Origin of the sequence: Agrobacterium sp. MCAB5 (genome assembly GCF_052114365.1) — a bacterium.
Lineage (GTDB): Bacteria > Pseudomonadota > Alphaproteobacteria > Rhizobiales > Rhizobiaceae > Agrobacterium > Agrobacterium tumefaciens.
In genome coordinates this window covers 1-378 of sequence record NZ_JBFREP010000347.1, presented here as the reverse complement: position 1 = coordinate 378, position 378 = coordinate 1, and the positions used below count along the sequence as shown (strand labels likewise).

General features: G+C 43.7%; 1 protein-coding gene. It reads right to left on the bottom strand.

The genetic code is table 11. The features are described 5' to 3' along the window. On the bottom strand, positions 1–341 hold a 341-nt coding region (locus AB4Z23_RS28965; protein ID WP_441361369.1), incomplete at its 3' end, for a response regulator transcription factor. Between the last annotated feature and the right edge of the window lie 37 nt (positions 342–378).

Below are 378 nucleotides of genomic sequence, written 5' to 3'. Positions count from 1 at the left end.
GTTCTGCGCAGGACGGCTTCTATTTTGGCAAGCAGCACTTTTTCGCTGAACGGTTTTGTTAAATAATCGTCTGCTCCGCAATTCAATCCGCGCACAATGTCATCCTGCCCGTTTTTGGCGGTGAGCATGATAATCGGAACGTTTGTCAATCTGCGGATCTCTTGGCACACCATCCATCCGTCCATCTCAGGCATCATAATATCGAGAATAACAAGATCAAAATTGTTCATTTTTATTAAATCCAGGGCTTCTTTTCCGGTGGCGGCTTTTGTGCACGAATAATGTTCTAAATAAAGCTCCAGCAGATCGAGCATCCGGATTTCATCATCGACAAGCAGCACGTTCAATGTTTTAGCACCTCTTTAGTCAAAATAAAAG